General features: G+C 54.7%; 23 protein-coding genes. 18 read left to right on the top strand and 5 right to left on the bottom strand.

The window, feature by feature from the left end:
• Nucleotides 1-26 precede the first annotated feature (26 nt).
• The 13 genes from PHA01_RS14885 to PHA01_RS14945 all read left to right on the top strand — a co-directional run bounded on the left by PHA01_RS14885 (nucleotide 27) and on the right by PHA01_RS14945 (nucleotide 16644).
• Nucleotides 27-920 (top strand): dihydrodipicolinate synthase family protein, encoded by an 894-nt coding sequence (locus PHA01_RS14885; protein ID WP_271896753.1) that lies wholly within the window; start codon nucleotides 27-29, stop codon nucleotides 918-920.
• A 16-nt stretch (nucleotides 921-936) separates the two neighbouring features.
• Nucleotides 937-2193, top strand: a complete 1257-nt coding sequence (locus PHA01_RS14890) for an NAD(P)/FAD-dependent oxidoreductase (protein ID WP_271896755.1) — start codon at nucleotides 937-939, stop codon at nucleotides 2191-2193.
• Nucleotides 2194-2201: 8 nt separating this feature from the next.
• Nucleotides 2202-3203, top strand: a complete 1002-nt coding sequence (locus PHA01_RS14895; RefSeq protein ID WP_271896757.1) for a 4-hydroxyproline epimerase — start codon at nucleotides 2202-2204, stop codon at nucleotides 3201-3203.
• A gap of 266 nt (nucleotides 3204-3469) precedes the next feature.
• Entirely contained in the window at nucleotides 3470-4378 is a 909-nt protein-coding gene (locus PHA01_RS14900; RefSeq protein WP_112531051.1) for a branched-chain amino acid ABC transporter permease, read from the top strand.
• A 4-nt stretch (nucleotides 4379-4382) separates the two neighbouring features.
• Nucleotides 4383-5780, top strand: coding sequence for a high-affinity branched-chain amino acid ABC transporter permease LivM (gene livM, locus PHA01_RS14905; protein WP_112531026.1), 1398 nt, complete (start codon nucleotides 4383-4385; stop codon nucleotides 5778-5780).
• Nucleotides 5780-7174 (top strand): ATP-binding cassette domain-containing protein, encoded by a 1395-nt coding sequence (locus PHA01_RS14910; RefSeq protein ID WP_271896759.1) that lies wholly within the window; start codon nucleotides 5780-5782, stop codon nucleotides 7172-7174. The genes livM and PHA01_RS14910 overlap by 1 nt, the downstream gene beginning before the upstream one ends.
• The gene (locus PHA01_RS14915) at nucleotides 7174-7905 is read left to right on the top strand and encodes an ABC transporter ATP-binding protein (RefSeq protein WP_271896761.1); all 732 of its coding nucleotides are present in this window, start codon (nucleotides 7174-7176) and stop codon (nucleotides 7903-7905) included. Before PHA01_RS14910 ends, PHA01_RS14915 begins: the two co-directional genes overlap by 1 nt.
• Before the next feature lie 42 nt (nucleotides 7906-7947).
• Nucleotides 7948-8301 (top strand): DUF6867 family protein, encoded by a 354-nt coding sequence (locus tag PHA01_RS14920; RefSeq protein WP_271896763.1) that lies wholly within the window; start codon nucleotides 7948-7950, stop codon nucleotides 8299-8301.
• Nucleotides 8302-8427: 126 nt separating this feature from the next.
• The gene (locus tag PHA01_RS14925) at nucleotides 8428-9543 is read left to right on the top strand and encodes a branched-chain amino acid ABC transporter substrate-binding protein (protein ID WP_271896765.1); all 1116 of its coding nucleotides are present in this window, start codon (nucleotides 8428-8430) and stop codon (nucleotides 9541-9543) included.
• A gap of 208 nt (nucleotides 9544-9751) precedes the next feature.
• Nucleotides 9752-10867 (top strand): branched-chain amino acid ABC transporter substrate-binding protein, encoded by a 1116-nt coding sequence (locus PHA01_RS14930; RefSeq protein ID WP_271896766.1) that lies wholly within the window; start codon nucleotides 9752-9754, stop codon nucleotides 10865-10867.
• A gap of 172 nt (nucleotides 10868-11039) precedes the next feature.
• Nucleotides 11040-14498: a pyruvate carboxylase gene (gene pyc / locus PHA01_RS14935; protein WP_271896768.1), complete on the top strand. Its 3459-nt coding sequence runs from the start codon at nucleotides 11040-11042 to the stop codon at nucleotides 14496-14498.
• A gap of 188 nt (nucleotides 14499-14686) precedes the next feature.
• Nucleotides 14687-15433, top strand: coding sequence for a DeoR/GlpR family DNA-binding transcription regulator (locus tag PHA01_RS14940; RefSeq protein ID WP_271896770.1), 747 nt, complete (start codon nucleotides 14687-14689; stop codon nucleotides 15431-15433).
• Nucleotides 15434-15477: 44 nt separating this feature from the next.
• Nucleotides 15478-16644 (top strand): MFS transporter, encoded by a 1167-nt coding sequence (locus tag PHA01_RS14945; protein WP_271896772.1) that lies wholly within the window; start codon nucleotides 15478-15480, stop codon nucleotides 16642-16644.
• Between the two features lie 88 nt (nucleotides 16645-16732).
• Here the strand turns inward: PHA01_RS14945 and PHA01_RS14950 are convergent, their stop codons facing one another.
• Both PHA01_RS14950 and PHA01_RS14955 read right to left on the bottom strand, forming a co-directional pair.
• A complete protein-coding gene (locus PHA01_RS14950; RefSeq protein WP_271896774.1) occupies nucleotides 16733-17851 on the bottom strand; it encodes a patatin-like phospholipase family protein in 1119 nt (372 codons plus the stop codon).
• Nucleotides 17851-18630 carry a 3-hydroxybutyrate dehydrogenase gene (locus PHA01_RS14955; RefSeq protein WP_271896776.1) on the bottom strand — a complete coding sequence of 260 codons (780 nt, stop codon included), beginning with the start codon at nucleotides 18628-18630 and terminating at the stop codon, nucleotides 17851-17853. Before PHA01_RS14955 ends, PHA01_RS14950 begins: the two co-directional genes overlap by 1 nt.
• A gap of 198 nt (nucleotides 18631-18828) precedes the next feature.
• Between PHA01_RS14955 and ispG the strand changes: the two genes are divergently transcribed.
• Nucleotides 18829-20085, top strand: a complete 1257-nt coding sequence (ispG, locus tag PHA01_RS14960; protein ID WP_271897367.1) for a flavodoxin-dependent (E)-4-hydroxy-3-methylbut-2-enyl-diphosphate synthase — start codon at nucleotides 18829-18831, stop codon at nucleotides 20083-20085.
• 3 nt (nucleotides 20086-20088) lie between these two features.
• Here ispG and PHA01_RS14965 read toward each other — a convergent pair whose 3' ends face one another.
• Complete coding sequence (locus tag PHA01_RS14965; protein WP_271897369.1) at nucleotides 20089-21006, bottom strand: polyprenyl synthetase family protein; 918 nt, start codon at nucleotides 21004-21006, stop codon at nucleotides 20089-20091.
• Between the two features lie 246 nt (nucleotides 21007-21252).
• Here PHA01_RS14965 and mtgA point away from each other — a divergent pair, with 246 nt between their 5' ends.
• Together mtgA and rpmF are read left to right on the top strand one after the other, a co-directional pair.
• Nucleotides 21253-21912 (top strand): monofunctional biosynthetic peptidoglycan transglycosylase, encoded by a 660-nt coding sequence (mtgA, locus tag PHA01_RS14970; RefSeq protein ID WP_271897372.1) that lies wholly within the window; start codon nucleotides 21253-21255, stop codon nucleotides 21910-21912.
• 164 nt (nucleotides 21913-22076) lie between these two features.
• On the top strand, nucleotides 22077-22259 hold the full coding sequence (rpmF, locus tag PHA01_RS14975; protein ID WP_008121851.1) for a 50S ribosomal protein L32: 183 nt from the start codon (nucleotides 22077-22079) through the stop codon (nucleotides 22257-22259).
• A 70-nt stretch (nucleotides 22260-22329) separates the two neighbouring features.
• On the opposite strand, the gene PHA01_RS14980 is transcribed toward rpmF, so the two are convergent.
• Both PHA01_RS14980 and phaR read right to left on the bottom strand, forming a co-directional pair.
• The gene (locus PHA01_RS14980; protein ID WP_271896781.1) at nucleotides 22330-22608 is read right to left on the bottom strand and encodes a cupin domain-containing protein; all 279 of its coding nucleotides are present in this window, start codon (nucleotides 22606-22608) and stop codon (nucleotides 22330-22332) included.
• Nucleotides 22609-22649: 41 nt separating this feature from the next.
• On the bottom strand, nucleotides 22650-23261 hold the full coding sequence (gene phaR, locus PHA01_RS14985) for a polyhydroxyalkanoate synthesis repressor PhaR (protein WP_271896783.1): 612 nt from the start codon (nucleotides 23259-23261) through the stop codon (nucleotides 22650-22652).
• A gap of 261 nt (nucleotides 23262-23522) precedes the next feature.
• Between phaR and PHA01_RS14990 the strand changes: the two genes are divergently transcribed.
• Nucleotides 23523-24707, top strand: coding sequence for an acetyl-CoA C-acetyltransferase (locus tag PHA01_RS14990; RefSeq protein ID WP_112531011.1), 1185 nt, complete (start codon nucleotides 23523-23525; stop codon nucleotides 24705-24707).
• 132 nt (nucleotides 24708-24839) lie between these two features.
• The gene (gene phbB, locus PHA01_RS14995; RefSeq protein ID WP_271896786.1) at nucleotides 24840-25565 is read left to right on the top strand and encodes a beta-ketoacyl-ACP reductase; all 726 of its coding nucleotides are present in this window, start codon (nucleotides 24840-24842) and stop codon (nucleotides 25563-25565) included.
• The last annotated feature ends 9 nt before the right edge of the window (nucleotides 25566-25574 follow it).

The raw sequence follows: 25574 nt of genomic DNA on the forward strand, positions 1-25574 counted from the left end.
TGATATATCAAGAAGGAGCAAGCGTCATGTGGTCAGGTGTATTTCCGGCAGTTACCAGCAAATTCACAGCGAATGATAGTCTCGATCATGGTGAAATGGAACGCTGCTTTGCGCTGCTGATGGATGCAGGCTGCGACGGATTGATCGTGGCAGGGTCTCTTGGCGAAGGACCGATGCTTAGCCATGATGAGAAACTCGAGGTCTTGAAGACTGCGCAGCGCGTTGCCAAAGGCAGGCCCGTGCTCCTGACCATCAATGAAGCGGCAACGCGTGACGGTGCAGCGCTGGCAAAACGCGCTGCCAAAGCTGGTGCGGACGGCCTGATGCTCGTTCCCAGTCCGATCTACCACACAGACCCCGAAGAAACAGTGACAACGCTGAAAGCTGTGGCGGCGGCGGGCGACTTGCCTGTAATGATCTATTCCAATCGCATCGCTTACCGCGTCGACGTAACGAGTGAAATCCTGACGGAACTTGCATCGGATCAACATTTCGTCGCGATCAAGGAATCCTCGGATGACGTTCGCCGTACCACAGATATCATCAACATCTTCGGTACTCGGTATGACCTCTTTACCGGTGTAGACAATCTCGCATTCGAGGCGTTGACCGCTGGCGCCATCGGCTGGGTTGCCGGCCTCGTTACTGCTTTTCCGAAGGAAACTGTTGCTATCTACAAATTGGTCATGGCTGAACGTTATGCCGAGGCGCTGGAAATTTATCGCTGGTTCCGTCCTCTTCTCGACCTCGATGTTTCCACATACCTCGTACAGAACATCAAACTGGCGGAAGTGCATGAAATTGGAACAAATGACCGCGTTCGCCTGCCGCGCCAGCCGCTTCGCGGCGAGCGCCGTGCTGCTGTCGAGAAGACCGTCATGGACGCGATCGCATCCCGCCCGAAACTCCCTGCGCTTTGAGCCAGTCGGCTGATTGATGGGCGGCCAACGTTCGGACACAAAGGAAATTGTTATCGTAGGTGCCGGCATTGTCGGCATCGTCGTTGCCGCCTATCTTTCCGAGATTGGCCACAAGGTGCTTGTTATCGACAGGCAGGGTATCTGTGAAGGGACAAGCGCCGGCAACGCCGGGGCATTGGCATTTTCCGATATTCTTCCCATGGCTTCGAAGGGCGTTCTTGCCAAGGTGCCGGGTTGGCTTGTCGACCCCCTTGGACCATTCTCGATTCGCCCATCATATCTGCCAAAGCTTGCACCTTGGCTCTACCGGTTCTGGCGCGCCAGCCGCACTGATGCTCTTGAGCGGACCGTACAGGCGCAGGGCGCGCTAATGCGACTAGCCGAGCCGGAAATGCTTGGTTTGATGGAGCGTGCAAGTATTCGCAGTATGGTGCGCGAGGATGGCTCGCTTGAACTCTATGAAAGCGAAGAGGAACTGAATGCGGCCCTGCCGGGCTGGAACGCCCGTAAGCGAGCGGGCATTCCCTTTGAGCATCTGCGCGGCGAAGAGCTTGCCACAAGCCAACCCGGTCTCGCATCGCGCTTTGTTGCTGGCACCTTTGTGCCTGGCTGGAAGACGGTCAGTGATCCTCAGCATGTGGGTAAGGGCCTGTGGCTGTACGCAGCACGTCTTGGTGCTGAATTTCTGTGTGCCGAGGTCAGTGCTGTTGCGGCAAGAGAAAGCGGTGCGACGATTCAGCTGGCAGACGGCACACGTATCGAAGCTGCAAAACTGATTATTGCTGCTGGTGCATGGTCGCACCGGCTGGCAAAGAGTTTGGGTGATGCAATTCCTCTCGAGACCGAGCGAGGTTATAATACAACCTTGCCGGTGGGGGCATTCGATCTTAAGCGTCAGCTCATTTTCTCGGGCCACGGCTTTGTGGTAACGCCACTCGAAACCGGTATCCGTATCGGCGGCGCAGTCGAATTTGGTGGACTGGATCTGCCACCAAACTACAAACGATCCGAAGCGATGTTGACGAAGGCGAAAATGTTCATGCCTGACCTTGATACTTCAGGCGGTACGCAGTGGATGGGATATCGGCCGTCCTCGCCGGATTCATTGCCCGTTATCGGCTATGCAAGAACCAGCAAAAGTGTTCTCTATGCTTTTGGCCACGGCCATCTTGGACTGACACAATCGGCGGCAACGGGACGCTTGATTACGGATTTGATTGTTGGAACAAATCCTTCAATTCCGATCGGACCATTCAGCCCGCAACGTTTCTAAGGAGTATCATGGCGCGCCATTCCTTTTTCTGTGTCGATGGTCATACTTGTGGCAATCCAGTACGTCTGGTAGCGGGTGGCGGCCCCAATCTTTCCGGTTCGACGATGATGGAAAAGCGGGCGCATTTCCTGGCGGAATTCGACTGGATCCGTACAGGACTGATGTTCGAGCCGCGGGGGCACGACATGATGTCCGGATCGATTCTGTATCCTCCTACCCGTGACGATTGCGATGTGGCGGTGCTGTTCATCGAAACGTCCGGCTGCCTTCCCATGTGCGGACATGGAACGATCGGTACGGTGACGATGGCGATCGAACACGGCCTGATAACACCGAAGACACCAGGTATCCTCAAGCTCGATACACCCGCTGGCCCTGTGGTCGCGGAGTACGAACTAGACGGCCAGTATGTCTCCAGCGTGCGGATTACCAATGTTCCTGCATTTCTCTATGCCGAGAAGCTGGAAGTCGAATGTCCGGATTTGGGAACGTTATTCGTAGATGTTGCCTATGGTGGGAATTTCTATGCGATCGTCGATCCCCAGGAGAATTTCAAGGATATTGCCGACTACCGAGCGCTCGATCTTATCGGCTGGAGTCCGATACTCCGGGAGCGCCTAAATGAGCGCTATTCGTTTCAGCATCCAGAAAAGCACGATATCAATACCCTCAGCCATATTCTTTGGACCGGCGCGCCGACGCAACCAGAAGCCCATGCACGCAACGCGGTTTTCTATGGGGATAAGGCGATCGATCGTTCGCCCTGTGGAACCGGAACATCCGCCCGTATGGCGCAGTTAGCGGCCAAGGGGAAGCTGAAACCAGGCGATGATTTCGTGCACGAATCCATAATCGGCTCGCTGTTTCATGGCAGGGTCGAAGAGGCCAGCAGCGTGGCAGGAAAGCCGGCAATCATTCCATCAATTACAGGGTGGGCGCGCATGACAGGATATAACACCATCTTCATAGATGACCGCGATCCGTTTGCTCATGGCTTTGTCGTCAAATAGTCCCTTTTGGATCACTGGAGAATTAAGGCGCGACTAGTCAATTCGTCTAACACGAGCGAAAACGCCGGAATTTCTGTTGCATTGTATATTAAATTTGGTGAAAATTTCCGGAGAATATATGTCAGCAAATGTAACGTTGTTGTGTCAGCCAAAAAAGCAGTTGCTTTCTCTAACGCAGACGCTAGGTGTAAAGACATTGGGGTAATGGGAACCGGATAAAAAAACCGGATAAAAAACTTCCCAATAAAATGAGGGGTATCGTTGCGATGGAGTACTTCATCCAGCAATCGATCAATGGATTGACGCTTGGTTCGATCTATGGGCTGATCGCCATCGGCTATACGATGGTTTACGGAATTATCGGTATGATCAACTTCGCCCACGGCGATGTTTTCATGCTCGGCGCCTTCATGGCGATGATTGTTTTTCTTGCCTTGACTACTTTCATTGGAGGTGTGCCAGTCGTTCTCGCACTGCTCCTGATGATGATTGTGGCAATGCTGCTGACGGGGTTGTGGAGCTGGACGATCGAGCGCCTGGCCTACCGGCCCTTGCGCGGGTCGTTCCGTCTCGCACCGTTGATTACAGCGATCGGCATGTCGATCGCGTTGTCCAATTTCGTGCAGGTCACACAGGGTCCGCGTAACAAGCCGATCCCGCCACTCGTCAACGGTGGCATCACAATTTACGGTACGAACATCACAGTTGCCTACAAACAGATGGTCATCATCATCGTGACAGTGATCCTGCTTGCTGCCTTCTGGTATCTTGTCAACAAAACGACGCTCGGAAGGGCGCAGCGCTCCTGTGAACAAGACCGCAAGATGGCGGCTCTGCTGGGTATCGACGTGGACAAGACCATTTCCATGACCTTCGTTATGGGCGCCATGCTCGCGGCAGTCGCCGGCACACTTTATCTCATGTTTTATGGCGTCATCTCCTTCACCGATGGTTTCACCCCAGGCGTTAAAGCTTTCACTGCCGCGGTGCTGGGTGGTATCGGCTCGCTCCCCGGCGCGGTGGTCGGCGGTCTGCTGATCGGGCTGATCGAGGCTCTTTGGTCCGCCTATTTCTCCATCGACTACAAGGACGTTGCCGCATTCTCGATTTTGGCAATTGTTCTGATCTTCCTGCCTTCCGGCATTCTCGGTCGGCCCGAAGTCGAAAAGGTTTAAGCGTATGGCCGACGTCCAAAAAATAGAACCGGATTCCGTCTTCGCAAAGGCTGTGAAGGAAGGGCTCCTCGCCGGTGCTCTCGCCTTCGGATTGTTCTTTCTGATCGTCGGTTTCCGCACCGATCAGAATATCCGGAATGAGCTTGTTCTGAACCAGCGTTGGGGACTGCTGGCGATCTTCGTGCTTGTCGCAGGTATTGGGCGGTTTTTACTGACCGCTTACATCACACCCTGGAGCGAAGCGCGTAGCAAGAACAAGCGCGCTGCAGTCGAAAAAGAACAATCCGCATTCCGCAAGAGCTTCCCCAAGATCGGACTCGGACTGCTACTCATCTATCCGTTCCTCGTGATTCTGATCCTCTGGGCCTATAACGGCTCCATCATGGGTGGCCTGCAAGGCTCATTGAAGTATGTCGATAATTTTGGCATTCAGATCCTGATCTATGTGATGCTCGCCTGGGGTCTGAATATTGTGGTCGGTCTTGCCGGACTGCTCGATCTCGGTTATGTCGCCTTCTACGCTGTTGGCGCTTATTCCTACGCATTGCTCTCAACCCATTTCGGTTTATCGTTCTGGCTGTTGCTGCCGATGGCGGGCATTTTCGCCGCCCTCTGGGGCATTATGCTCGGCTTCCCGGTTTTGCGCTTACGCGGCGACTATCTGGCGATTGTCACCCTCGCTTTCGGTGAAATCATTCGTTTGGTGTTGATCAACTGGACCGTCGTTACCAAAGGCACGTTCGGTATTTCGGGTATCGCCAAAGCAACCTTGTTTGGCATTCCTTTCACCCCTGGACCAACCGGTTTCGCAGCGCTGCTTGGTCTTCCCAATTCCGGCGTCTACTACAAGATTTTTCTCTACTACCTTATTCTGCTCCTTGCGCTCCTGACTGCATGGGTCACCATTCGTCTGCGCCGTATGCCGATCGGTCGTGCGTGGGAGGCTTTGCGTGAGGATGAGATCGCCTGCCGCTCGCTCGGCATCAATACGACGACGACAAAACTGACCGCGTTCGCCACCGGCGCAATGTTCGGCGGCTTTGCGGGTTCGTTTTTCGCGGCGCGGCAGGGATTTGTCAGCCCAGAATCCTTTGTGTTCCTGGAGTCCGCTATTATTCTTGCAATAGTGGTTCTGGGGGGGATGGGATCACTGGTCGGCATCGCTATCGCCGCTGCGGTGATGATCGGTGGTACGGAACTCTTGCGCGAATTGGAATTCCTGAAGCGCATCTTTGGACCGGATTTCACTCCCGAACTCTATCGTATGCTCTTGTTCGGTCTCGCGATGATCGTGGTCATGGTGTGGAAGCCGCGTGGTTTTGTCGGCAATCGAGAACCGAGTGCCTTCCTGCACAAACGCAAGATGGTGTCCAGCGAGTTTACCAAAGAAGGCCACGGCTGATGGTTTCGGAAGTGCAAAACAATCCCACTGCAATCTTGCGCGTTGAACGGCTCTCGATGAAATTTGGTGGCCTCATCGCGATCAACGACCTGAACTTCGAAGCCAAGCGCGGCGCGATTACTGCCCTTATCGGCCCCAACGGTGCCGGCAAGACCACGGTCTTCAATTGCATAACCGGCTTTTACAAGCCGACCGAAGGTATGCTGACGATGACCCGTCAGAATGGTGAGGAGTATCTCTTGGAACGGATGGCCGATTTCGTCATCACCAAGAAGGCCAAGGTCGCGCGTACGTTCCAGAATATTCGCCTGTTTTCGGGGTTGACCGTTCTTGAAAACCTGCTCGTCGCTCAGCACAACCCACTGATGTTGTCGTCTGGTTTTACCATTCTCGGCTTGCTGGGCTTTCCTACTTACAAGAAGGCGGCTTCGGATGCGATCGAGAAGGCCCGTTTCTGGCTGGAAAAGATCAATCTGGTGGAGCGCGCCGACGATCCAGCTGGTGATCTGCCCTATGGTGCGCAGCGGCGTCTCGAGATCGCTCGCGCAATGTGTACGGATCCGGAATTGCTCTGCCTTGATGAACCTGCTGCAGGACTCAATGCTCGCGAGTCTGCCGAGCTCAACAAACTTCTGCTCGATATTCGCGATGAAACGGGAACGTCGATCCTCCTCATAGAACATGACATGTCTGTAGTTATGGAAATCTCCGACCACGTTGTTGTTCTCGAATACGGCACGAAAATCTCGGATGGCACGCCTGAGACCGTGAAAAATGATCCAAAGGTCATCGCTGCTTATCTTGGCGTCGAGGACGAAGAAGTGGTCGAACTGATCGAACAGGCGGAAGCTGCTGGTCTTGATGATATTACCGCGGCGGTAGATTTGCTTTCGACCGAGGCGCTGCACGAGATCGAGGAAGCCCATCCGGATATGGCTCCGGCCGCACTTATTCCTTCCGCCCCTGCCACGGTCAGGCGGGCTAGAGCTACGACTGCAAAAAAGCCTGTTGTAAAGTCCGCCGCAGACAAAACTGCTGCCAAGCCTGCAGCGAGTACCGTGAAATCGAAGCCAACCACCCCAACTGCAAAATCGCCGGCGGCAATCAAACCCGGTGCAACGGCGAACGCTCTTGCAGAGCCGCGTGGCGGCAAGGCAGACAAACTTATCGTTATCAAGGGCATTGGGCCGGTCAACGAGCGCAAACTCAACCAACACGGCATCTTCCACTTCGACCAGATTGCTGCCTGGAAGAAGGCTGACATTATCGCCGCGGAGGCCTACCTTGCTTTTGATGGGCGGATTGCGCGTGAAGACTGGATTGGACAGGCCAAGAAACTGGCAAAGCAGAGCCAGGTAACCCCGGCGCCCAAAAAGACCGGAGGGGCTAAATAATGTCGGAAAAGCAAGCCCTTCTCAGCGTTGAAGGCGTTGAAACCTACTACGGCAATATTCGTGCCCTGAGCGGTGTTACAGTCCACGCGGATCCGGGCGAGATTGTCGCTTTGATCGGTGCCAATGGCGCCGGAAAATCTACCTTGATGATGACAATCTTCGGGATGCCGCGCGCACGTACCGGACGTGTCGTTTTTGACGGCAAGGACATCACGCAATTGCCTACGCATGAAATCGCTCGGCTGCGGATCGCGCAATCACCTGAAGGCCGCCGCATTTTTCCCCGCATGACCGTGCAGGAAAATCTGCAGATGGGTGCGAGCCTCGACAAGCTTGAGTACTTCGATGAAGATTCGCGCATGGTGTTCGATCTTTTCCCGCGGTTGAAGGAACGTATCAATCAGCGCGGCGGCACGCTTTCTGGCGGCGAACAGCAAATGCTGGCAATCGGGCGGGCGCTTATGGCACGTCCGCGCCTGCTACTGCTAGACGAGCCTTCATTGGGTCTCGCGCCACTGATCATAAAGCACATTTTCGAAGCAATCAAAGAGTTGAACAAGACCACCGGATTGACGGTGTTCCTAGTTGAACAGAACGCGTTCGGCGCTCTGAAGCTCGCCGATCGCGGCTACGTGATGGTGAACGGTATTGTGACGATGAGCGGATCGAGCGCGGAACTTCTTGCAAATCCGGAAGTGCGCGCCGCGTACCTTGAAGGCGGTCGTCACTAACGAGAGAAAGGCCTTCTTGAATGGCCTCAGGGGAATATTGCCATGCAGGGCATCTTATACGAAGAACCTTCAATCTGGCTGTTCATACTGGTCACCTGCCTCATGGGCGGCTGGGCCGCGTGGATGGCAGGACGAGCCTGCGCCAAAACATGGCGCCCCTTGGTGATCGTCATATTCTATATGCTGCTGTTAGGCATTGCTGTCCGGTTCATCCACTTCGCTCTTTTTGGTGGAACGATGTTCACGCTTCACTACTACATCGTGGATACGATTGTGCTGACCATCATCGGAATCCTCGGCTATCGCTATACCCGGACCAACCAGATGGTCCGGCAATATCATTGGCTCTATGAAAAAAGTTCTCCATTTGCCTGGAAAGACAGAACGAGAGCTTAACCTATCTCGCTGATGCGAAATGAATCAGCGTGACAACCGCCGGGAAATCGGCAAATGTAATCTTCAAGCGACGAAAACAAACCGTCGCGAGGGGTTGGTAAGTACCTAGAAAATGGGAGTTTTCAAATGAAGAAGTCACTGTTATCGGGCGTTGCACTTGCTGCAATGCTCGCCTTGAGCGGCAACGCGTATGCCGATCTTCTGATCGGTGTCGGTGGACCGTTGACCGGACCGAACGCCGCTTTCGGTGCACAGTTGCAGAAGGGTGCAGAAGCAGCTATCGCTGAGATCAATGCAGCCGGCGGCGTTAATGGTGAGCAGGTCAAACTGTCACTTGGCGATGACGTTTCGGATCCAAAACAGGGCATTTCCGTTGCCAACAAGTTTGTTGCTGATGGTGTGAAGTTCGTTATCGGCCACTTCAATTCCGGCGTTTCGATCCCGGCATCTGAAGTTTATGCTGAAAACGGGATTCTGGAAATCACGCCTGCTGCGACCAACCCGGTCTTCACAGAGCGTAAATTGTGGAACACCTTCCGCACTTGCGGACGTGACGATCAGCAGGGTGTTGTAGCTGGTACGTACATTGCCGAGAAGTTCAAGGATGCCAAGATTGCGGTTGTCCATGACAAGACACCATATGGCCAGGGCCTCGCGGACGAAACCAAGAAGACGCTGAATGCCAAGGGCATGAAGGAAGCGATGTACGAAGGCGTTAACGTCGGCGACAAAGACTTCTCCGCTCTGATCGCCAAGGCAAAGGAAGCCGGCGTTACGGTTCTTTATTGGGGTGGCTTGCACACGGAAGCTGGCCTGATTATCCGCCAGCTTGCTGATCAGGGCCTGAAAGTCACGTTCATCTCCGGTGACGGTATCGTTTCGAACGAACTTGCTTCCATCGCTGGCGATGCCGTCGCGGGTACGTTGAACACATTCGGCCCAGATCCGAGCAAGAACCCAGCCAACAAGGAACTCGTTGAAAAGTTCCGCGCGCAGGGCTTCGAGCCGGAAGCTTATACACTCTATTCCTATGCTGCGGCACAGGTTATCGCAGACGCAGCGAAAGCCGCGGGATCGAACGATCCTGAGACCGTTGCAAAAACGATGAAGGAAAAGGGTCCGTTCAAGACCGTTCTTGGCGATATCGCCTTTGATGAAAAGGGCGATCCCAAGCTTCCAGGCTATGTTATGTACGAATGGAAGAAGGGCGAAGACGGCAAGTACAGCTATTTCCAGCAATAAGCCTTCCGTTTGAGATGATCAGTGAATGCCCGGCGCGATGCTGGGCATTCACATTAATAACCATCGCGTTTGTCGTGTTTCGACGGAAAACAGCGGTGCTTGTTCGCAATTTTTCGTTTATCCGCCTAAACCTATACCGGTGATCGAACTCCGGATTTGGTAATATTGCCCGCTAATTTTTTTGACATCATTTTAGAATGGAGTTTGTATGACGAAGTTACTTTTTCCCGGCATGATTGCAGCAGCAATGGTCATATTCACCGGTTACGCTCACGCCAATATACTGGTCGGCGTTGGGGCTCCACTCACTGGCCCGAATGCAGCCATGGGTGCGCAGATAAAGCGAGGGGTCGAGGCAGCTACCGCTGCTATAAACGACGCCGGCGGTATCAATGGTGAGAAGATAGATCTAGCCTTTGGCGATGATGTTTCCGATCCGAAGCAAGGTATTTCCGTTGCAAACAAATTCGTGGCCGACGGCGTGAAGATCGTTATTGGTCATTACAATTCGGGCGTATCGATACCAGCGTCGGAGGTTTATGCGGAGAATGGAATCCTGCAGGTAACCCCGGCGTCGACCAATCCGAAGTATACCGAGCGCGGTCTCTGGAACACATTCCGAACCTGTGGCCGCGATGACCAGCAAGGGAAGGTCGCCGGAGCATATATCGCCGATCATTTCAAGGACGCCAAGATCGCCATCGTCAACGACAAGACGCCCTATGGCCAGGGTCTCGCCGATGAAACCAAGAAAGCACTGAACGCCCAGGGCATCACCGAAGCGCTCAACGAGGGCGTCCATACCGGTGACAAGGATTTCTCGGCGCTGATCAGCAAAGTGAAAGAAGCCGGTGTTACCGTATTCTATTGGGGTGGGGTACACACGGAAGCGGGCCTGATCATGCGTCAATTGGCGGACCAGGGCCTTAAAGTACAATTCATTTCAGGTGCGGCGATCGTCTCAAATGAGTTGGCATCGATAGCAGGTGATGCCGTCATTGGTACGCTCAATACATTTGGTCCGGATCCACGCAACAACCCGGCGAACAAGGAACTGATCGAGAAGTTCAGGGCGGACGGTTTTGAGCCGGAAGCATTCACGCTGTACGCCTACGGCTCCCTTCAGGCCATCGCTGCTGCTGCAAACGCCGCAGAAACAAACGATCCGGAGCTGATAGCCAAATCATTGAAAGGAAAGGGGCCATTCAAGACGGTGCTAGGTGATCTGGCGTTTGATGAGAAGGGCGATCCGAAATTCCCGGGCTACGTCATGTATGAATGGAAAAAGGGCCCCGACGGCAAGATCGGCTATTTCCAGCAATAAGCTGACTAACTGATATATGCGTGAAATGCTCGGCCTAGCGCCGGGCATTTTGCTATTGGACATTTGAGATTCTTGTGTTCAATATGTATTTGTTTGCACTGCAACAATCCTGAGAAATGTTGATGCAGCCCAATCCATTTTAAAGCGTTTTTCGCTGTCTGGAGTTTTCGCCTTGCCTATCAAGAAAATACTCGTCGCCAATCGATCAGAGATTGCCATCCGCGTATTCCGTGCGGCAAACGAGCTTGGCATGAAAACCGTGGCGATCTGGGCGGAAGAGGACAAGCTTGCGCTGCACCGCTTCAAGGCGGATGAGTCCTATCAGGTTGGTCGTGGTCCGCATCTCGCCAAGGATATGGGCCCCATTGAAAGCTACCTGTCAATCGAGGAGATCATCCGGGTTGCGAAGCTTTCGGGCGCCGACGCTATCCATCCAGGCTACGGGCTTCTGTCGGAAAGCCCGGAATTTGCCGATGCCTGCGCGGAGGCCGGCATTATCTTCATCGGACCCAAGCCGGAGACCATGCGCCGGCTTGGTAACAAGGTTGCCGCGCGCAATTTGGCAATTGAAATAGGCGTTCCGGTGGTTCCCGCAACCGAGCCACTGCCCGACGACATGGAAGCTGTCAAGGCAATGGCCGAACAGATTGGCTACCCAGTGATGTTGAAGGCATCATGGGGCGGCGGCGGGCGTGGCATGCGCGCTATTTTTTCGGTGGATGACCTCGCACGCGAAGTCACTGAGGGCAAGAGGGAGGCCAAGGCCGCCTTTGGCAAGGATGAGGTCTATCTTGAAAAGCTGGTGCAGCGCGCCCGTCACGTTGAAGTACAGATTCTTGGCGACACGCATGGCAATGCAGTGCACCTTTTTGAGCGCGACTGCTCGATTCAGCGACGGAACCAGAAGGTGGTTGAGCGTGCCCCGGCACCATACCTCACTGACAGCCAACGCAAGGAAATATGCGATTATGGTCTGAAGATCGCGGAGGAGACAAGCTACATCGGCGCCGGAACCATCGAGTTCCTGATGGATGCCGATACGAATGAGTTCTACTTCATCGAAGTGAACCCACGCATCCAGGTCGAGCATACGGTTACCGAAGAGGTGACTGGTATCGACATCGTCAAGGCGCAGATACGCATTCTTGAAGGTGCGGCCATTGGCACGCCGGAATCGGGCGTACCGGCGCAGAAAGACATCAAGCTCAACGGCCACGCCTTGCAGTGCCGTATCACTACGGAAGACCCCGAACAGAACTTTATCCCGGACTATGGTCGCATCACCGCCTATCGGGGCGCGACCGGTTTCGGTATCCGTCTGGATGGCGGCACGGCCTATTCCGGCGCGGTGATTACCCGTTTCTACGATCCGCTTTTGGAGAAGATCACCGCCTGGTCGCCAACGGCGGAAGAAACCATCCACAGGATGCATCGTGCGCTGCGCGAGTTTCGTATCCGCGGTGTCGCCACTAACCTTACCTTCCTTGAAGCGATCATCACACACCCGAAATTTCTCGATAATTCCTATACGACCAAATTCATCGATACGACTCCCGAACTCTTTGAACAGGTCAAGCGGCAAGACCGTGCAACCAAACTTCTGACCTATCTTGCGGACGTAACCGTAAACGGTCATCCGGAAACCAAGGGCAGGGCCGCGCCCTCCAAAGATGCGGCGCTGCCGCGCGTTCCTTTCGTGGAAACGCCGATCCCTGACGGCACCAAACGGTTGCTCGATCAACTGGGGCCGCAAAAGTTTGCCGAGTGGATGCGCAACGAAAAGCGCGTGTTGTTTACGGACACCACGATGCGCGACGGGCACCAATCACTCTTGGCTACGCGAATGCGGACCTATGATATTGCTCGCGTTGCCGGCACTTACGCACGCGCCTTGCCGCAGCTCTTCTCGCTGGAATGCTGGGGTGGTGCTACTTTCGATGTCGCAATGCGGTTCCTGACGGAAGACCCGTGGGAACGCCTCGCTGAAATCCGCGAGGGCGCGCCAAATATCCTTCTGCAAATGCTGCTGCGTGGCGCAAATGGCGTTGGTTACAAAAGCTATCCGGATAATGTCGTCAAATATTTTGTACGCCAGGCGGCAAAAGGCGGTGTGGATGTTTTCCGCGTGTTCGACAGTTTGAACTGGGTCGAAAACATGCGTGTCACCATGGATGCGGTCGTTGAGGAGAACAAGCTCTGCGAAGCCGCGATCTGCTATACGGGCGATATACTGAATTCCGCGCGGCCAAAATACGATCTGAAATATTACGTCGACCTGGCGCAGCAGGTGGAGAAGGCCGGGGCCCATATCATCGCCCTTAAGGACATGGCGGGTCTTTTGAAGCCAAATGCTGCGAAGGTTTTATTCAAGGCGTTGCGTGAAGCAACCGACCTGCCGCTGCATTTCCACACGCACGATACGTCGGGTGTTGCCGCAGCGACTGTTCTTGCAGCAGTGGATGCAGGTGTTGACGTGGTGGACGCTGCGATGGATGCGCTTTCCGGCAATACCTCGCAGCCATGTCTCGGTTCGATCGTTGAGGCATTGAAAGGTACAGAGCGCGATCCCGGCCTCGATCCCGAGTGGATACGCCGTATTTCCTTCTATTGGGAGGCGGTGCGTACGCAATATGCGGCTTTTGAAAGTGACTTAAAGGGGCCGGCCTCCGAGGTCTACCTTCACGAAATGCCCGGGGGGCAGTTTACCAATCTCAAGGAACAGGCTCGCTCGCTCGGACTCGAGACGCGTTGGCACGAAGTTGCGCAAACCTATGCAGACGTGAACCAGATGTTCGGTGATATCGTCAAGGTCACGCCATCCTCCAAGGTTGTCGGAGATATGGCTCTGATGATGGTAAGCCAGGATCTGTCCGTCGCCGACGTGGAGAACCCCGATAAGGATATTGCATTTCCGGATTCGGTGGTGTCGATGATGCGGGGTGATCTCGGACAACCGCCGAACGGTTGGCCGAAGAACATTCAGAAGAAGATTCTGAATGGTGAAAAGCCATTCACCGAGCGGCCGGGTGCACTTTTGTCGCCCGCGGATCTTGATGCCGAGCGGAAAGAAATCGAGACCAAACTGGAACGGAAGATCAGCGATCAGGAATTCGCTTCTTATCTCATGTACCCTAAAGTGTTCACAGATTTTGCCATAACGCACAACACATACGGCCCGACGAGTGTACTGCCGACGCATGTCTACTTTTACGGACTGGCGCAGGAGGAGGAAGTGTTTCTCGATATCGAACGCGGCAAGACCCTCGTCGTTCGCAACCAGGCAGTGGGTGAACCCGATGATAAAGGAATGTGCACAGTCTTTTTCGAGATGAACGGTCAGCCGCGCCGCGTGAAGGTCCCCGATCGCACACGTGCCGGCAGTGGCGCCGGCGTAAGACGCAAGGCGGAGCTTGGAAATGACAAGCAGGTGGGAGCGCCCATGCCAGGCATTATCTCAACTGTCGGCATTGCAAGTGGACAAAAAGTCAATGCGGGAGACGTCTTGCTGTCCATCGAGGCGATGAAGATGGAGACTGCCTTGCGTGCCGAACGAGATGGCACAATTGCGGAAGTGCTCGTGCGTGCCGGCGATCAGATAGACGCAAAGGATCTTCTCGTCGTTTACGAATAGGCTTGTGGCAATTCGCAAGCATGAGAAAGGCCCATATGGGCCTTTTTGTTTCCGGCCTACGCGCCAAAGCGCTCATTCATGCAAATATGCGCATCATCTATTGCCGATATCGGCAATAATTGCTATGTTGCCGGCATATGCAGGGGTGTTCAATGCTGAAGGATTTATCGCCGGACGAAAGAAAAAGTATGATCCTTCAAAGGATCAATGAGTCCGGTCGCGTGCTGGCGAATGCGGTCGCATCGGAATTTGGTGTCTCAGAAGACTCCATACGCCGCGATCTTCGGGAACTGTCCGAACAGGGCCTGGTCCGGCGATTCCACGGAGGTGCTGCAAGAAGCAGATCAGGTCCCCGAAGCTTTCAGCAGCGTGCTCGCGATGAGACTGCCGGCAAGAAGGCAATCGCTGCCGCCGCTGCTGCCCGCATCCCAATGAACACCACGATGCTTCTCGATTCCAGCACAACGGTATTGGAATTCGTTCGTGCACTCCCTAGAGATCTTCAGGCATGCATCATTACCGGTTCTCCAGATATCGGTTCGGCGGCGCTCGACCATCCCTGCTGCGAGGTCATTCTTCTGGGCGGAAGCCTAAACCGACTGACGCGCAGTGCCATCGGGCAATCCACGCTGGCTGAAGTCCAATCGATGCGTGTTGACTATTGTATTCTTGGTGCTTGCGCCGTCGATGAAGAACTGATGCTGCGTGCAGAGAACTATGATGATGCACGCATGAAACTTGCCCTTGGTCAGGCATGCAATGAGATCATTCTCTTGGCGACAAGCGAAAAGCTCGTCAAGCAGGCTCCCTTTGCCATTGGCCCAATATCGCTCGTATCCACCCTTATAACCGACCGGACGGCAGATCGGTTGATTCTGGAGCGGATAAGCGGGGCAGGCGTCGAAGTAATCGTCGCAGACGATGAGCCCCGGTGACCTAAATGTCTTCGCAATATCAGTGCACAACAGGTGATGATCCAATGGATGCTTCTGTCTACCTCAGGAAAGCCGTCTATGGCCGGTGGGCCGTCGCCTGCGCGTTTTTCTTCAACGGCTTTCTGGTTGGTAGCTGGGCGCCGCAAATTCCCGTATTTATGGTACGCCTCGGAATCAGCGAATTCACGCTCGGATTGCTCATCCTGGTTTTTGGTGTGGGCGCGCTCGCTGCAATGCCATGGTGCGGTTATCTGATCAGCCGTTTTGGATCGCGGGCGGTCGTGAAAGGCTTTGCGGTTTTCTGTTCCTTTTCGCTATTGCTCGTCGCTCTCGCCCCAAACGTTTCGACAGCTGCGCCAGCCCTGTTTCTTTTCGGTGCCGTGATTGGCGGCATGGATGTGGCGATGAATGCCAATGCAGTGGAGGTGGAGAAAAAGCTCTCGCGGGCGGTCATGTCGTCATCGCATGGTTTTTGGAGCCTCGGCGGCTTTGCTGGCGGCGCGCTGGGCGGATTGCTGATCGAAGCGCATGGCCACTTGGCTCATGCGCTGGTGGTTACTCTGATCGCTATCCTGCTAGGCATGGCAACCTTCGGCTATATGATCACCGAAGATTCGCCTGCGGCACAGGAAAAGCACAAGCTTGAGTTCCCGACCAATCCATTGATCTATCTCATCGGATTGATGGCGTTGTTTTCCATGGTGCCCGAGGGTTCGGTACTCGACTGGGCAGCGCTATATCTTCAGCAGGAGCGTGGCGCCGACATCGCAACAGCCGGTTTCGCGTTCGCCGCCTTTTCCGGAACCATGTCAATCATGCGATTTCTCGGCGATGGCGTACGCAACCGCTTTGGTGCAGTGAAGACATTGCGCTATTCGGCGCTTATCGGCGCAACGGGCATGTTGATAGCCAGCGTTGCACCGAATTCCTGGATTGCGATACTTGCATTTGCATTCGCTGGGCTTGGTATCGCAAATATGGTCCCAATCGCCTTTTCGGCAGCAGGAAATCAAAAAGGGACGTCGTCCGGGGTGGCACTCAGCATGGTAACGCTCATGGGCTATTCGGGTATTCTTGTCGCTCCATCGGCCATAGGTTTTGTCGGCGGCAGAACCGGATTCGGGCCAGTCTATATGGTACTCGCCGGGTTGCTCATCGTCGTGTTTCTGATGTCCAATTTGGCAAAGAGCGCAGATGTAGACCGATCCTAAAAACCGGTTTTCCGTCCGGAATTGCGTAAAAACAAAGAGTTAGAGCAATTCTGTGATTCGACGAAAAGCGGAATTGTTCGAGAGACGACTAAGCGCGGCGGGCGACAATGGCGGGCTTTTTGCGTTGCATGAGAAAATCGCTCACGCGTTTGCCCGGCTTGTGAGACTTCAGACCGACGCTCATTTCCGGCGTCAATTCGCCGGTCAGATCGAGCGTAGCGTGTTCGCCGACAGCATCGAAATTTTCCTCCAGCCAATCGCCTGCGGCTGCTCGGCCAAGATCGCGCAAATATTCAAGGAACGCCCATTCGGCGTTGATCTTGGACGACGAAGACAGGCCCTCCAGCGCTTCGTCGGCGTCGATGCGGTGCATTCGAATGTTGCGGTATTCGCCATGCTCCAGCCTCCCGGCTTTAATTAGCGAGTTGACGAATGCAATCGAACGGAACTCGCGTAGAAGGGCAGCGTTGAAGGTAATCTCATCGATACGGTCGGTTATTTCGCGTGCCGTCTTGGGGGTGCCGCGTCTTTCGATTGGATTGATCTGGATCAAGAGGACGTCTTCACTCTCGCTCGAATAGAAGAACGGGTATAGCGCCGGATTGCCGCCATAGCCGCCATCCCAATAGGGTTCGCCATCAATTTCCACTGCCTGAAAAATATAGGGAAGGCAGGCTGAGGCCATGACCACGTCTGCATTGAGTTCCGATTGCGAGAAGACACGCAGGCGCCCGCTTTCTACATTGGTCGCGGAAACGAAGAGCTTGAACTGAGAACAGGCCCGTACCCGTTTGAAATCGATTTCCTTTTCGACCACGTCCCGTAGGGGGTTGAGATTGAACGGATTGAACTCGTAGGGGGAAAATAGTCGCGAAAACTGTTCAAACAAGTTGTAGCCGAGGCCATGTTCAACTGACCAGTTACCGAAGAACCGATCCCATGGCGTGCGCTGGACCGGGCTGAACTGGCCTGTTCGCCCCACGGCGCGCCAGAACTCGTGCAACTTCGCCCGCGCGCCTTCAGCGCCATTGTGTGACCACCCGTCGGCGAGGGCTACGGCATTCATTGCACCTGCACTGGTGCCGGATATGCCTTCGATTGTCAGTCGGCCATCCTCGAGGATACGGTCGAGAACACCCCAAGTGAAGGCACCGTGCGAACCACCGCCTTGCAGGGCGATGTTGATTGTCTTCGATTTTACGTTCATCACTGCGCTGTCCAGCCACCATCGACGGATATGGAGGTTCCGGTGATCTGCGCGGCGGCGTCGCTGGCGAGGAACACGACGGTTGCGCCAATCTGGTCCACAGTCGCAAACTCCTTGGTCGCCTGTTTGTCGAGCATGACCTCGCGGATAACGGTCTCACGATCCATATCATGCGCTTTCATCTGATCGGGAATCTGCGCCTCGACGAGGGGCGTCAGGACGTAGCCGGGGCAGATAGCATTGCTCGTGATGTGTTTTTCCGCAACTTCGAGCGCTACAGTCTTGGTAAAGCCAAGCACGCCATGCTTAGCCGCGACATAGGCTGATTTGAATGGCGAAGCCCTCAGCCCGTGAGCTGACGCGATGTTGATGATGCGCCCCCAACCAGCCCGTTTCATGTGGGGAAGGGCAGCAGCAGTCGTATGAAATACTGATGTCAGATTGATGGCGATGATAGCGTCCCACTTTTCCGTTGGGAACTCATCCACAGGCGCAACGAACTGAATTCCGGCATTGTTGACCAGGACATCGACACTGCCAAAGGTTTGGGCGGCCTTTTCAATCAGGGTCCGGCACTCGGTACCGTTCGACATGTCTGCCTTGATATAGGCTACCTCTACGCCGTACTTCTCGGCAATTTCCCTGGCAAGTGCATGATCTTCGGGCCGGTCAGTGAATGAGTTGATCACAACATTGTATCCTGCTGCAGCAAGAGCATGCGCGGAACCGAGCCCGATGCCGGAATTCGAGCCTGTAACGACTGCGGTCTTTTTGGCCATGGTTATTTCCTTTGATTGATCAACCGTGCGTGCAGAAGGCCGACAGAATATATTGCATTGCAGCAAAATTGCTAGATGTGCAGTATGAACACTTTGTCATACAAGCTCTGCAGTGCAGGCGTAGCCCCTCCTTGGTAAGTACGGAGTTGACAAATGGCGATAGCTGCGCCACCTGAACAGCATATCTGGAGCTTGCCGATGTCAGACTACTACTCGCAACCTTTTGGCCGTCGCTCGTCAGTCGGTGTCGATGTGGGCGGCGTCATGGTGGGTGGCGGCGCGCCGGTTGTCGTTCAATCGATGACCAATACTGATACCGCCGATGTGGATGGTACTGTGGCGCAGGTGGCCGCTCTGTCCAGGGCGGGTTCGCAGATCGTCCGCATTACAGTTGACCGTGATGAATCGGCTGCAGCCGTACCGAAGATTCGTGAACGTCTCGACCGGCTGGGTCTCTCGGTCCCGCTGGTGGGTGATTTCCACTACATCGGCCACAAACTTCTTGCCGACCATCCGGCTTGCGCTGAAGCGCTGGCAAAATACCGTATCAATCCTGGCAATGTTGGATTCAAGGACAAAAAGGATGCACAGTTCGGCGCCATCATCGAAATGGCAATCCGCCATGACAAGCCGGTTCGCATCGGTGTAAACTGGGGCTCGCTCGATCAGGAATTGCTGACTGCCCTGATGGACCAGAATCATGCTGCTGGCGCACCCCTGACGGCGGAGGCCGTAACGCGGGAAGCGATTGTGCAGTCTGCACTCATTTCATCGCAACTTGCTGAAGAGATTGGCCTGCCGCGTTCGAAAATCATTCTCTCCGCAAAAGTAAGCCAGGTTCAGGACCTGATTGCGGTTTATGCCGAACTTGCGCGACGCTGTGACCACGCGTTGCATCTTGGGCTGACCGAAGCTGGCATGGGCACCAAGGGCATCGTGGCTTCTTCGGCTGCAATGGGCATCCTGCTGCAGCAAGGAATAGGAGACACGATTCGCATTTCTCTTACGCCTGAACCGGGCGGCGATCGCACTCGCGAAGTCCAGGTGGCGCAGGAACTCTTGCAAACCATGGGCTTTCGGCAATTTATCCCGATAGTCGCCGCATGTCCTGGATGCGGCCGCACGACGTCGACAGTATTCCAGGAATTGGCGCAATCGATTCAGAGCGATATCCGCACCAACATGCCGATCTGGCGTGAGAAATATCCGGGCGTTGAAGCGCTGAACGTTGCTGTCATGGGCTGCATCGTCAATGGACCGGGCGAGTCCAAAATGGCCGATATAGGCATTTCGTTGCCGGGAACCGGTGAAACACCGTCCGCACCCGTATTTGTTGACGGCAAGAAAGTTGCTACCTTGCGCGGCGCCGGTATCGCTCAGGAATTCCAGAAAATGGTGGCAGATTACATCGAGAACCGCTTCGGCCTCGGCGCGGGTTCGCACGCGGCAGAATAGTTCCTAGCTCTGCCTTTCGGCAATAAAGCGCGCCGCGTCCTTAAGCAGTGCTGCTTTCTCACCAAAGGGGGCAAGAAGCTCTTCCGCCTGCGCGACCAGACCGACCAACTGGCGCTGGGTCCACTCAATGCCATGCATGGAGACAAGTGTGGCCTTGCCGGCGGCCGCATCCTTCCCGGTCGCTTTGCCCATATGGGCGGCATCGGCGGTGACATCGAGCAGATCATCGGCAAGCTGGTAGGCAAGGCCAATGGCCGAGCCATACTCCGCCAGTCGCTCGCGGTCCTCGGAGTTGGAGCGGCCAACGATAGCACCGGCCTCGCAGGCAAAACGGATCAGTGCCCCGGTCTTCATTGCCTGCAAGCGGATAATGCCCTGCTCGTCTGGTTTGACCTTTTCCGCCTCAAGATCGAGCGCCTGGCCACCTACCATGCCGCCAACTCCTGCTGCGCGGGCGAGCGTAGCGACGAGCGCTACTCTAGCTTCAGCATCAAGCTCGGTTTCCTCGCTGGCAATCAATTCGAACGCGTAGGTCAGGAGGCCATCTCCAGCAAGGATGGCAGTTGCTTCATCAAATTTCCGATGCACTGTCGGTTGACCGCGCCGCAAATCATCATTGTCCATGGCCGGCAGATCGTCGTGGACGAGAGAATAGCTGTGAATGCATTCGAGCGCCGCAGCAACGCGCAAAGCGGCAAGATTATCCGCTTTAAAAAGGGCGGCGCTTTCCATGACCAGAAACGGTCGAAGGCGCTTGCCGCCATTCAACACGCTGTGGCGTATCGCGGCCATCAATCGGGACGGCCGGCTGATCTCGCCGGTTTGCGGGCTATCCGACAGCAAATTGCCAAGCAGCGCTTCAACCGAAGCTGCGCGCTGCTGTAAGGTAATCTGGAACAATGAGAAATCCCGATCAGTCATCATACTCAGCCAATTGCCGATAAATCGACTTCCGGTCAATGGCCTCTTGGCAAGCGCGGTTGCATTTCTGCAGTGGTCCCAGTGTCCGGCTCAGAAAATCGTAGAAAGAATTCCCTTCTGGTGCTCTTTGCTTTATGTCCGACAGGAATATTCAAATGGAAGATATGTGTGGCAAGGCTTCTCGTCAGAAACAAGCGGGGCAGAGGTTATCTGGTCAATCCTGGACGTTCGCCCGTCGGGCGCGCCATGCGTTACCTGATTCTGGCGGGAATCATATTGATCATGTTGCCGATTATCCTGCTCAGTCTCTACCGATTGCCCTTCATTCATCCGATTTCTACATTGATGATGAAAGATATCGTGACGTTCTCTGGTTATGATCGACGCTGGGTGCCACTCGACCAGATATCTCCATCTCTCGTCAATTCGGTGATGATGTCCGAGGATGCGAGGTTTTGTTTTCACAACGGCGTGGACTGGGATGCATTGAATTCCGTCGTTTCGGATACGATTGACGGCGAACAGACGCGTGGCGCATCGACGATTCCGATGCAGACAGCCAAAAACCTGTTCCTGTGGACAAGTCGCTCATTCATCCGCAAAGGACTGGAAGTACCTCTGGCCGTGCTGACAGATCTTATTCTGCCCAAGCAGCGGTTGCTGGAAATCTACCTGAACATCGCTGAATGGGGGCCCGGCATTTATGGTATTGAAGCCGCGGCTCAATATCATTTCAAGACAAGCGCAGCAAAGCTTTCACCGCGTCAGGCCGCCTATCTGGCGGTGACGTTGCCTAATCCGATCGTGCGCAACCCTGCGCGGCCCGGCCGCGGCATGCAAACATTAGCACGAGTCAACGAACGCAGAGCGCGTGGGGCCGGAGCCTATGTCGGATGCGTGAACTAGACGAATCTGCCAATAAAAGCTTCGGCGACAAAAAATATGCGAGTCCTGCTGGTCAAAAGCCCTCAGGACGTGTATAGCCCCACCGAACTTTCCGGAATTTTGTCCATTGCGACAGGCTCAATCGGGCCAGTGCCGGATTTTGACTGATTACTGGAGCTGGAACAATGGCTGTACCTAAACGAAAAACTTCTCCGTCGAAGCGCGGCATGCGCCGTTCCGCCGACGCGCTGAAGGCACCGACTTACGTCGAAGACAAGAATTCAGGCGAACTGCGCCGTCCGCATCACGTCGATCTGAAGACCGGCATGTACCGTGGCCGTCAGGTTCTGACACCGAAGGAAGGCTAATTCTCTTCCGAATTCGCACTAAAAAGACCGGCCGCTGTGCCGGTCTTTTTGTTTGTGCGCAGCACTTGTGCTATTTCAGCTCGATCTCGATAAAAGCATATTCGCCATCATTGGCGTTAACGACATCGTGCTCGACGCCCTCAGTCCGGAAATAGGGAACGCCCTTTTTCATTTCCGCAAATGATTCACCGGCCTTCGTCACCAGCTTGACCCGTCCGTCCATCAGCGGGACGACGACATAATCACGCGCGTGCCTGTGCCAACCCGTGTTCTCTCCGACAGCAAAACGATATTCCGTAACGACGACGCGCTCATTGTCGATGAATACCGTTGCTTTGGCCGCTCCCATACCGAGTACTCCGCCGTTAATGTTAGCTCTATCCCCAGCGATTATTTATCAAGGGAGTCGAGTTTGCGCTGCATAGCGGCAATCTGCTCCTTCAACTCATCGAGCCCCGTATCTTTTGCGGGCTTCTCGGGCGCGGGCGCATCATCGGGCTCAGAAGGAGCGGTGGTCTTGTTCAAGGGAAAAGGTGTGAACATGCGCATGGCATGCTGCAGCATTTCCGTGTTGCGACGCACCTGCTCTTCGACCAGTTTGAGTGGGGCGCTAACATTCATCATGTCCATCGGCGTCTTGCCGAATGCCGCCGTCAGTTGCTCGCGCATGCGCTCCTGCTCCTTTGCAAAGGCTGACATGGACTGTTCAAGGAACGTTGGAAGCACAACCTGCATCTGATCGCCATAATAGGCAATCAATTGGCGCAAGAACGGGATAGGCAGCATGTTCTGCCCGTCCTTGTTTTCGAGCTCGAAAATAATCTGGGTCAGAACCGAGTGAGTAATGTCCTCGCCAGTCTTTGCATCCTGAACCGTAAAGTCCTCGTTGCGCTTTACCATCTCGGCCAGGTCTTCCAACGTCACGTAAGTACTTGTTCCGGTGTTGTAGAGACGCCGGTTGGCGTATTTTTTTATGACGATGTCCCCGGTTTTCGCTGCCATTACTCAACTCCCCAAAACTTCGTTTCCTCCGCCGAATTTGCGTGCCGGCTTACGGATAGACTTGAGAGGATAGGGGCAAAGCGCGTCAATTCAAAGCGATTTGTGCATTGCATTCAACGCAGTGCATTGTATCCAATGCTGCAGTGCGACGAGCGATATTTGCGTCTGATACTTAAATGGGCCTTGTCAAACTGTTGAAGGCAGCTAATTCTGACCGATATATGCTTTATGAATTCAGAATGACAAATATGAGGAAACGTTATGACCCAATCCATCGTCATCGCAAGTGCCGCCCGTACCCCTGTTGGATCGTTCAACGGTGCATTTGCCAATGTTCCGGCACATGAACTGGGCGCTGCCGTCATCAAGGAAGTTCTGAGCCGCGCTGGGGTCGACGGGGCGGACGTCGATGAGGTGATCATGGGGCAGGTGCTCGGTGCTGGCGAAGGCCAAAACCCGGCGAGACAGGCAGCGATGGCCGCCGGTATTCCGCAGGAAGCGACTGCCTGGGGCCTGAACCAGGTTTGCGGTTCCGGATTGCGCGCGGTTGCTCTGGGTATGCAACAGATTGCCATGGGTGATGCCACTATCGTCGTTGCCGGAGGTCAGGAATCAATGTCCTTGTCACCGCATTGCGCGCATCTTCGCAGTGGTACCAAGATGGGCGACATGAAGCTGATCGATACGATGATCAAGGATGGTTTGACAGATGCCTTCCACGGTTATCACATGGGTATTACAGCCGAAAACATCGCCACCAAGTGGCAGTTGACCCGCGAGGAACAGGACAAGTTCGCGCTTGGTTCACAGAACAAAGCCGAGGCAGCTCAAAAGGCTGGCAAGTTCAAGGATGAAATCGTGCCGTTTACGGTCAAAACGCGCAAAGGCGACGTGGTGGTTGCCGACGATGAATATATCCGCCATGGAGCAACACTAGACTCACTGGCGAAATTGCGTCCGGCTTTCGACAAGGACGGGACTGTGACTGCAGGCAATGCATCGGGTCTCAATGATGGGGCCGCCGCGGTTGTGCTGATGAGCGAGGAAGAAGCCAAGCGTCGCGGCATCAAGCCTCTGGCAAGAATCGCGTCCTGGGCAACTGCTGGTGTCGATCCATCCATCATGGGAACGGGACCGATCCCGGCCTCGCGCAAAGCCCTTGAAAAGGCGGGTTGGACAGCCGAAGACCTTGATCTTGTTGAGGCAAACGAAGCTTTTGCGGCGCAGGCGTGCGCCGTCAACAAGGATCTCGGATTCAACCCCGACATAGTCAACGTGAATGGTGGCGCAATTGCCATCGGCCATCCAATTGGCGCCTCCGGTGCTCGTGTTCTCAACACATTGCTGTTCGAGTTGAAGCGTCGCAACGGCACAAAGGGCCTCGCTACGCTTTGCATCGGCGGCGGCATGGGTGTCGCGCTTTGTGTAGAGCGCATCAAGGACTAACAAGGCTTCAACCGGCTCAATATTATTGGGCCGGCTTTTATATCGATGGCCGCTGTTGCAGCCAACAACCCGTTTCATGTTTTCATTGTCGCACTGCGTTATACGAGATCAGTTTCAGGGAGGGATGGATAAATGACAAAAACAGCAATCGTAACAGGTGGAACGCGCGGCATAGGCGCAGCAATATGCGTCGCCTTGAAAGCCGCAGGCTACAAGGTGGCGGCTAACTACGCTGGCAATGATGAGGCCGCCAAAGAATTCGGAAAAAAAACCGGAATCGCAACCTATAAGTGGGATGTTTCCAATTATGAGGAATGCGCAGCAGGTATTGCAAGGATCGAAGCAGAACTCGGTCCCGTCGCGGTGCTGGTGAACAACGCCGGCATCACGCGTGATGCGATGTTCCATAAGATGACGCCGGGCCAATGGAGCGACGTAATCAATACCAATCTTACTGGCCTGTTCAACATGACCCATCCAGTGTGGAGCGGTATGCGCGACCGCAAATTCGGCCGGGTGATCAACATTTCTTCGATCAACGGACAAAAGGGCCAGGCGGGCCAAGCCAACTACTCGGCTTCAAAGGCGGGGGATATCGGCTTCACAAAGGCTTTGGCTCAAGAGGGGGCGCGCGCCGGCATTACGGTCAATGCCATCTGCCCTGGCTACATAGGCACTGAGATGGTGCGGGCAATTGATGAGAAGGTGCTCAATGAGCGGATAATTCCGCAAATTCCCGTCGGACGCCTTGGCGAACCGGAAGAAGTAGCGCGCTGCGTGGTGTTCCTGGCATCTGACGATGCGGGTTTCATCACCGGGTCTACAATCACGGCCAATGGTGGACAATATTCGACCTGAACATAATGG

Origin of the sequence: Candidatus Phyllobacterium onerii, from assembly GCF_028331445.1 — a bacterium.
GTDB lineage: Bacteria > Pseudomonadota > Alphaproteobacteria > Rhizobiales > Rhizobiaceae > Phyllobacterium > Phyllobacterium onerii.

What these genes read in the sequence shown, in the direction of transcription:
- PHA01_RS14885 (WP_271896753.1), top strand. Translation starts at nt 27, where the DNA reads ATGTGGTCAGGTGTATTTCCGGCAGTTACCAGCAAATTCACAGCGAAT.
- PHA01_RS14890 (WP_271896755.1), top strand. Translation starts at nt 937, where the DNA reads ATGGGCGGCCAACGTTCGGACACAAAGGAAATTGTTATCGTAGGTGCC.
- PHA01_RS14895 (WP_271896757.1), top strand. Translation starts at nt 2,202, where the DNA reads ATGGCGCGCCATTCCTTTTTCTGTGTCGATGGTCATACTTGTGGCAAT.
- PHA01_RS14900 (WP_112531051.1), top strand. Translation starts at nt 3,470, where the DNA reads ATGGAGTACTTCATCCAGCAATCGATCAATGGATTGACGCTTGGTTCG.
- livM (WP_112531026.1), top strand. Translation starts at nt 4,383, where the DNA reads ATGGCCGACGTCCAAAAAATAGAACCGGATTCCGTCTTCGCAAAGGCT.
- PHA01_RS14910 (WP_271896759.1), top strand. Translation starts at nt 5,780, where the DNA reads ATGGTTTCGGAAGTGCAAAACAATCCCACTGCAATCTTGCGCGTTGAA.
- PHA01_RS14915 (WP_271896761.1), top strand. Translation starts at nt 7,174, where the DNA reads ATGTCGGAAAAGCAAGCCCTTCTCAGCGTTGAAGGCGTTGAAACCTAC.
- PHA01_RS14920 (WP_271896763.1), top strand. Translation starts at nt 7,948, where the DNA reads ATGCAGGGCATCTTATACGAAGAACCTTCAATCTGGCTGTTCATACTG.
- PHA01_RS14925 (WP_271896765.1), top strand. Translation starts at nt 8,428, where the DNA reads ATGAAGAAGTCACTGTTATCGGGCGTTGCACTTGCTGCAATGCTCGCC.
- PHA01_RS14930 (WP_271896766.1), top strand. Translation starts at nt 9,752, where the DNA reads ATGACGAAGTTACTTTTTCCCGGCATGATTGCAGCAGCAATGGTCATA.
- PHA01_RS14940 (WP_271896770.1), top strand. Translation starts at nt 14,687, where the DNA reads ATGATCCTTCAAAGGATCAATGAGTCCGGTCGCGTGCTGGCGAATGCG.
- PHA01_RS14945 (WP_271896772.1), top strand. Translation starts at nt 15,478, where the DNA reads ATGGATGCTTCTGTCTACCTCAGGAAAGCCGTCTATGGCCGGTGGGCC.
- PHA01_RS14950 (WP_271896774.1), bottom strand. Translation starts at nt 17,851, where the DNA reads ATGAACGTAAAATCGAAGACAATCAACATCGCCCTGCAAGGCGGTGGT.
- PHA01_RS14955 (WP_271896776.1), bottom strand. Translation starts at nt 18,630, where the DNA reads ATGGCCAAAAAGACCGCAGTCGTTACAGGCTCGAATTCCGGCATCGGG.
- ispG (WP_271897367.1), top strand. Translation starts at nt 18,829, where the DNA reads ATGTCAGACTACTACTCGCAACCTTTTGGCCGTCGCTCGTCAGTCGGT.
- PHA01_RS14965 (WP_271897369.1), bottom strand. Translation starts at nt 21,006, where the DNA reads ATGACTGATCGGGATTTCTCATTGTTCCAGATTACCTTACAGCAGCGC.
- mtgA (WP_271897372.1), top strand. Translation starts at nt 21,253, where the DNA reads ATGCGTTACCTGATTCTGGCGGGAATCATATTGATCATGTTGCCGATT.
- rpmF (WP_008121851.1), top strand. Translation starts at nt 22,077, where the DNA reads ATGGCTGTACCTAAACGAAAAACTTCTCCGTCGAAGCGCGGCATGCGC.
- PHA01_RS14980 (WP_271896781.1), bottom strand. Translation starts at nt 22,608, where the DNA reads ATGGGAGCGGCCAAAGCAACGGTATTCATCGACAATGAGCGCGTCGTC.
- phaR (WP_271896783.1), bottom strand. Translation starts at nt 23,261, where the DNA reads ATGGCAGCGAAAACCGGGGACATCGTCATAAAAAAATACGCCAACCGG.
- PHA01_RS14990 (WP_112531011.1), top strand. Translation starts at nt 23,523, where the DNA reads ATGACCCAATCCATCGTCATCGCAAGTGCCGCCCGTACCCCTGTTGGA.
- phbB (WP_271896786.1), top strand. Translation starts at nt 24,840, where the DNA reads ATGACAAAAACAGCAATCGTAACAGGTGGAACGCGCGGCATAGGCGCA.